The 5,224-nt window shown below is 32.7% G+C and carries 4 protein-coding genes; all 4 read left to right on the top strand.

Annotated features, from left to right (window positions below; translation table 11 throughout):
- Positions 1 to 1,907: 1,907 nt before the first annotated feature.
- The 4 genes from A9996_RS18955 (at position 1,908) to A9996_RS18945 (ending at position 4,423) form a co-directional block, all read left to right on the top strand.
- On the top strand, positions 1,908 to 2,597 hold the full coding sequence (locus A9996_RS18955) for a hypothetical protein (protein ID WP_146608992.1): 690 nt from the start codon (positions 1,908 to 1,910) through the stop codon (positions 2,595 to 2,597).
- A gap of 152 nt (positions 2,598 to 2,749) precedes the next feature.
- On the top strand, positions 2,750 to 3,178 hold the full coding sequence (locus A9996_RS18950) for a hypothetical protein (RefSeq protein ID WP_083994039.1): 429 nt from the start codon (positions 2,750 to 2,752) through the stop codon (positions 3,176 to 3,178).
- A gap of 40 nt (positions 3,179 to 3,218) precedes the next feature.
- A complete protein-coding gene (locus tag A9996_RS19775) occupies positions 3,219 to 3,389 on the top strand; it encodes a hypothetical protein (RefSeq protein ID WP_157487258.1) in 171 nt (56 codons plus the stop codon).
- A gap of 167 nt (positions 3,390 to 3,556) precedes the next feature.
- Positions 3,557 to 4,423 (top strand): DUF6624 domain-containing protein, encoded by an 867-nt coding sequence (locus tag A9996_RS18945; protein ID WP_066439035.1) that lies wholly within the window; start codon positions 3,557 to 3,559, stop codon positions 4,421 to 4,423.
- Positions 4,424 to 5,224: the final 801 nt, after the last annotated feature.

The raw sequence follows: 5,224 nt of genomic DNA, 5'->3' as shown, positions 1-5,224 counted from the left end.
CACAGCTGAACGAAACTCTGAAAATTCCTCGATTTTTTTTTGGTTTTAAGAACAAAACAGAAGATTGAGTTTTCAAGAAAATCAGTGCAGAATTGATCACTTTTTTAATTGTTTTATCTCCTTGAATATCGGAAGTTAAGTCGCTTATCAGGAAAATTTGTGCTTAACCAAAGTTCCTTCAAAAAAGTAATTCCCAAGTCTGAAAAGACAAAACCTTACGCCGAAAATCACTCTGATGTAAAATCCTTGAAAGACCAAACCGGATTTTTTTTTGCTGTTTAAGTGCAAAACCAGAAGATTGTGTTTTTCGACCGAATCCGATCTGACAGAAAAACAACTTCAATAAAACTGAATACGAAAAACCATAACAGAAATTAGTCTGAATTTACTAAATTAGACTTTTAAACAACAAGACGTCAGAATTCAAACTCGGGCGGAAAAGTTAAAAGCCGTGTACTAACACCGTGTACAAGCCATTGCTGGGACTGTGACCGTTTGGAAAATCCTGCGGATTTCCCACAGTCACGTCTTATTAGGATTGGTTCGTTCCATCCGTCGCAACAGCTCGTACACATAAACGTTGCCACACATTCCCCACACAAGAAAAACCTGTTAATTTCTTGAGATAACGAGTAAAATGTTTGTGTAGGAAAATTATAGTAAATTTGACGTTAGTCAGAATTTGAGAAAAATTTCGCTAAATGATAAAATTTGGAAATGCTAATACCCAAGAATTAAGATAAACTAAAATAATGAGCGAAGAATTACGAGTTTTATGTTGCTTCTGCGGAAAGGATTCGACATTTCATAATTCAATTGAAATAACCATACAATGCGATAAGAATACTGACGAAGTCCAGGCAGTTTATGCTCACGCTAAATGTCTTAATAAAGTTTTGCATAGAAGTGTACCGAGAGGATTTGAATTTAAAACGTGAAAATCATTACGCCGAAATCTACACAGACCGAAAAAATCGTCGGAATGGACTTAAATTTTTATTTTGATTTTTAAGTGCAAGTTCGAAAAACTGTGTTTATCGACTAATTTTAATCTGAAATATGGAAAAGCATAAAGAAATTCAACTAAAATTTACTAATTTGGATTTTTAAAAAACAAAACGTCGTAATTTTTCGGACGTGCGAAACAAAGCGTGGAAAGGAAAAAACGTGTGGCAACACCGTGTATAAGCCATTGCTGGGTCTGTGCTTATCTGGAAAATTCTTGGGAATTTTCCAGCGGAGTTTTGTACTTTTAATGGTTCGTGTGTGAGACACGCAACGGCTCATACACATAAAACGTTAGCACACAGTTGTCCGCTCAAGATAACACAGATAAACGAGAAAATTTTTTGATTTTTAAGAGCAGAAACTGAAAAACCACACCGAAATTAAATTAGATACGGAAAACCAAAACGGCGGAATTATCACTCGTGTGAACAATTTTATTTCTTGGCCTTCCACTAATAAATCCCATCACTTGGAAAACCTGTGCTTGACCAAAGTTTGGGCAAAATTTTATTTTAGATATACGCAGAAATCAAATCTAACGGGAAAAAACTGCGAAAAGGAACCGAAAATTTTTTTGGTTTTTTAGTTGCAAAACCGAAACTTTGCCCTTCCCTACAATCTGAAAAAAATATTTTAAAAATCATTGCGAAAAATGGCAACGGAATTTAAAAGGAAATAATTAACCTGGATATTTAAACAAAATTATGTCGGACTATACTCTGTAGTTAAAAAATAATAGTGAAGGAAAGAATAAACCGTGTGCTAACACCGTGTATAGACCATTGCTGGGTCTGTGCTTTATTTGGAATATTATCGGATTAACCCAAAGTTTGTCTATATTTGGATTGGTTTGTGTGTGAGACACGCAACGGTCCATACACCAAAACGTTATAAACAAGTTGAGAAAAACCCTACAAATATTATTTATCATAATTGGATTAACATCTTGCAAAGGTCAAGAAGTTAGCGGAATTTGGATGTCATATAAAAATCGTGTCATTGAAGAAGGTCAAGTAACTACTTCGAGAAATGAAGGTATGATTATAGATTTTGACAAACAAACTGTTGGAAATATATCATCTGACACAGTAGTAAGTGTGAAAATCGATTTTAAGGAATCCAAAATATTCTTAAATTCAGATACGTTAAACATTGACTTCAAAACTTACGGAAAAGATTCTATAGAAATAGATTTTGGACAGAATATGATGCACGTTTTTAGACCTTTAAATCTGGAGCATAAATTAACTACAGATAAAGAAGGTATAATAGAATTTCTTATTCAAAATGAATTTCAAAAAATCAATGAGCATTTAAGTTTAAAATTTTTGAATGACTTGCATTTCTATGCTACAATATTTGACCGAAAAAACGACAAACGCTTTTTAGAAAGCCAAATTGACACAAATGGTTATTGGTTTATTAAAGAATTAAAAGGTAATTTCTTTTTAATATTTGCGGTTGAGGAAATAGGAGAACAGAATATTTATCAAATTACAAAACTCACAAAATGTCAAATGGAATTAGAACCAATGCAGGAATATGGAGAATGGATTAATAATTTAGTCGAATTAAAAACCTGTTTATAACACCGTGTATAAACCATTGCTGGGTCTGTGCTCATCTGGAAAATTCTCGGGAATTATCCAGCGTAGTTTTGTATCTTTAATGGTTCGTGCTTTAACACGCAACGGTCCATACACAACAACGTTGCCCACAATTAAAAAAAAACTCGAACTGAATGTCAAAAGAGATTAAACAAGTTTGGTATGCAAGTTACGGTTCGAACATTTTAGAAAGTCGATTCCATTGTTACATTCTCGGAGGACAACCAAAAGGCTCAAAGAAAACTTACTTTGGTTGTACAGATAAAACCTTACCACAAGACAAAGAAGAAATTTATATCAAAAGTGAACTTTACTTTGCTAAAATATCTAAAAGTTGGAATAATTGTGGCGTCGGATTTATAAAAACCGAATTCAACGACAAAGTTCAGACTTTAGGGAGAATGTATTTAATAACACCTGAACAATACGCGGAAATTGTCAAACAAGAAACTAATCACGAAGGAAAATTAATTATTGATTTTAAAAAAGCGCAGGAAAAAGGTTCTCTGTATTTTCAAAGAAAAATCTTGGTATGGAAATTTACTTTATTTGGGAGACCATAATGGCAATCCAATTTTTACATTCACTAATGAAAAGAATTTAATGAAAGAGATAAATCCACCAAGTGAACAATATCTATCAACAATTATAAAAGGACTAAAAGAGACCTATAATTTAAACGAAATTGAAATAAAGGAATATTTTGAAAATTTATCAGGAATTAAAGGTCACGAAATTGAAAAAAAATTATCAGAATTAATAAAATCGGAATAAAATAACTGTGGGCAACACCGTGTATAAGCCATTGCTGGGTCTGTGCTAATCTGGAAAATTCTTGGGAATTTTCCAGCGGAGTTTTGTACCTTTAATGGTTCGTGTGTGAGACACGCAACGGCTCATACACATAAAACGTTCTACGCAATTTAAAGCAAATCAAGAAAATGAAGTTAAAACATTTAATACTAGGGTTACTTACAATAATTATTATTTCCTGTAATCAAAACGGAAAATATAAGCCAAATGAATTACGAAAAGTAACCAAAAAAGAATTATTGAAAAATGCAGAAAAACGACAGTCATATAATTTTGATAATGTAGTTTACAAAAATGAAAATGGAGTTGAAATTTCGCTCGATAGTATAAAAAACATTCAAAATTCAGGAGAATGGACTTTTGATAAATATATAAATAAAGAAAATGAACTTGTAGAGTTAATTTTAAGGAAAGCGACTGACGACGACAAAGAGTTTCAGAAAAAATTGATTGCAGTTTATGAAACAGAAATTATTGAACCTGTAATCCCAATTGAAATTGATTGCAATAATATTCAGAATATCTTGACCGAGGTTCATTCTCTCGACCAAGATATGCGACAAAACGGAAATGCAGGTAATATAAATATAGACCGAGAAAATTTGGTCAAGGTTATCAGTTTAATAGAGAAATGTGGAATGCCAACTTTAAATACAGTTAATAGAGAGCAAATGTCTGCAATTTGGTTAGTTTTTCAGCACGCAGATAATTATCATCGTAAAAAGTATTTATCACAATTAAAAAAGTCAGCTGAAAATGGAGATTTAAGTAAAAGTAAAATGGCACTTATGGAGGATAGAATTTTAATGTATGATAATAAGCAACAAATCTATGGTTCACAAATTACAGAAGACAGAGAAAGCGGAGCTTGGATGATTTATGATTTAGAAAATCCAGAAACAGTTGATAAAAGAAGAAAGAAAGTTGGACTTGGTTCTCTAAAAGAGTATGTTAAACAATGGGATATTGAATTTAACGTCGAGCAAGCGGAATAATAAACTGCGTAGAACAACGTATAAAAATAATAGGGCAATGAGTGCTTAACCCAATGATAAAGGCGTATTTGCAAGGTCGCCAAATTTTTAAATTTGGCTTATTGAACAAAAAAGATAATAAGAAAAATTTAAAAATTCGGCTTGTGCTATCCGAAAAGTGGTCGCGTTTTTTCCGCCCTACTATTCTTATACAAATCCGTTAGCACACAGTTGTCTGCTCAAGATAACACAGATAAACGAGAAAATTTTTGATTTTTAAGAGCTGAAACTGAAAAACCATACCGAAATTGAAATAGATACGGAAAAACCAAAACGGCGAAATTATCACTCGTGTGAACAATTTTATTTCTTGGCCTTCCAATAATAAGTCGCATCACTTGAAAAACCTGTGCTTGACCAAAGTTTGGGCAAAATTTTATTTTAGATATACGCGGAAATCAAATCTAACTGAAAAAACCGCGAAAAGGAACCGAAATTTTTTTTGGTTTTTTAAGTGCGAAACCGAAACTTTGCCCTTCCCTACCAAATCTGAAAAAAGTTTATTTTAAAACTCATTGCGAAAAATGGCAGCGGAATTTAAGAGGCAATTTTTAACCTGGATTTCTAAACAAAATTATGTCGGACTTTATTCTGTCTTGAGAAAAATAATAGCGAAGAAAGAATAAACCGTGTGCTAACACCGTGTATAGACCATTGCTGGGTTTGTGCTTTATTTGGAATATTATCGGATTAACCCAAAGTTTGTCTATATTTGGATTGGTTCGTGTGTGAGACACGCAACGGTCCATACACATAAACGTT

The organism is Gelidibacter algens (assembly GCF_001678675.1).
GTDB lineage: Bacteria > Bacteroidota > Bacteroidia > Flavobacteriales > Flavobacteriaceae > Gelidibacter > Gelidibacter algens.
This window is presented reverse-complemented; position numbering and strand designations above follow the sequence as displayed.